Origin of the sequence: Pseudomonas sp. AU12215 (assembly GCF_001675465.2) — a bacterium.
Taxonomy (GTDB): domain Bacteria; phylum Pseudomonadota; class Gammaproteobacteria; order Pseudomonadales; family Pseudomonadaceae; genus Pseudomonas; species Pseudomonas nitroreducens.
In genome coordinates this window covers 1-398 of record NZ_MACM02000149.1, presented here as the reverse complement: position 1 = coordinate 398, position 398 = coordinate 1, and the positions used below count along the sequence as shown (strand labels likewise).

Annotated in this window: 1 pseudogene; it reads left to right on the top strand. The window is 57.0% G+C overall.

Annotated features, from left to right (window positions below):
* Positions 1-398: pseudogene (locus tag A9513_RS36590) on the top strand (restriction endonuclease subunit S); the annotation flags it as partial.

Sequence of the window (398 nt, the reverse complement as noted above, 5' to 3'; positions counted from 1 at the left end):
ACTGTTGCCGAACAAACCCAAATCGCCCGCTTCCTCGACCACGAAACCGCCCGCATCGACGCGCTGATCGAAGAGCAGCAGCGCCTGATCGAGCTGCTCAAGGAAAAGCGCCAGGCCGTGATCTCCCACGCCGTCACCAAAGGCCTCGACCCCACTGCACCGATGAAAGACTCCGGCGTGGAGTGGCTGGGTGAGGTGCCGGCGCATTGGGTGGTGGCTGGCCTGAAAAGGTTCTGGTCAGTAACAGACTGTAAGCACATCACTGCTGAGTTTGTGGACGAAGGCATCCCTCTCGCGAGCATTCGTGAAGTGCATAGTCGTTACGTCGATCTCGATAACGCAAAGCAGACCACGGAAGTATTTTATCGGCAGCTTATTGAGGGTTGCCTAGAGCTTGT